The organism is Anaerotruncus sp. DFI.9.16, assembly GCF_024461615.1.
GTDB classification, from domain to species: Bacteria; Bacillota; Clostridia; order Oscillospirales; family Ruminococcaceae; genus Anaerotruncus; species Anaerotruncus massiliensis.
In genome coordinates this window covers 1-215 of the sequence record NZ_JANFZX010000188.1, presented here as the reverse complement: position 1 = coordinate 215, position 215 = coordinate 1, and the positions used below count along the sequence as shown (strand labels likewise).

The window sequence follows — 215 nt, the reverse complement described above, 5'->3', positions numbered from 1 at the left end:
ATTTCGTTCAGAAGGAGTGGCCAAATTAACATTATCATATTCTTGTACAATTTTGGCAAGGGAAGCAACGTATTTTTCGGCCTGAAGCATTATCTGTAAAATATCATTCAGGGCTTTGTTGCAATCTTTTACGATAGTTGCGAGCTCTTCGTACTTCTTGTCATTCCATACAATTCCCAATTGCTGATATTTCATGTTCACAGAACTTCTTGTAG

At 36.7% G+C, this 215-nt stretch carries 1 pseudogene; it reads right to left on the bottom strand.

Annotation, left to right across the window (positions count from 1 at the left end):
- A pseudogene (locus NE609_RS17480) lies at positions 1 to 195 on the bottom strand (hypothetical protein); the annotation flags it as partial.
- Positions 196 to 215 lie beyond the last annotated feature (20 nt).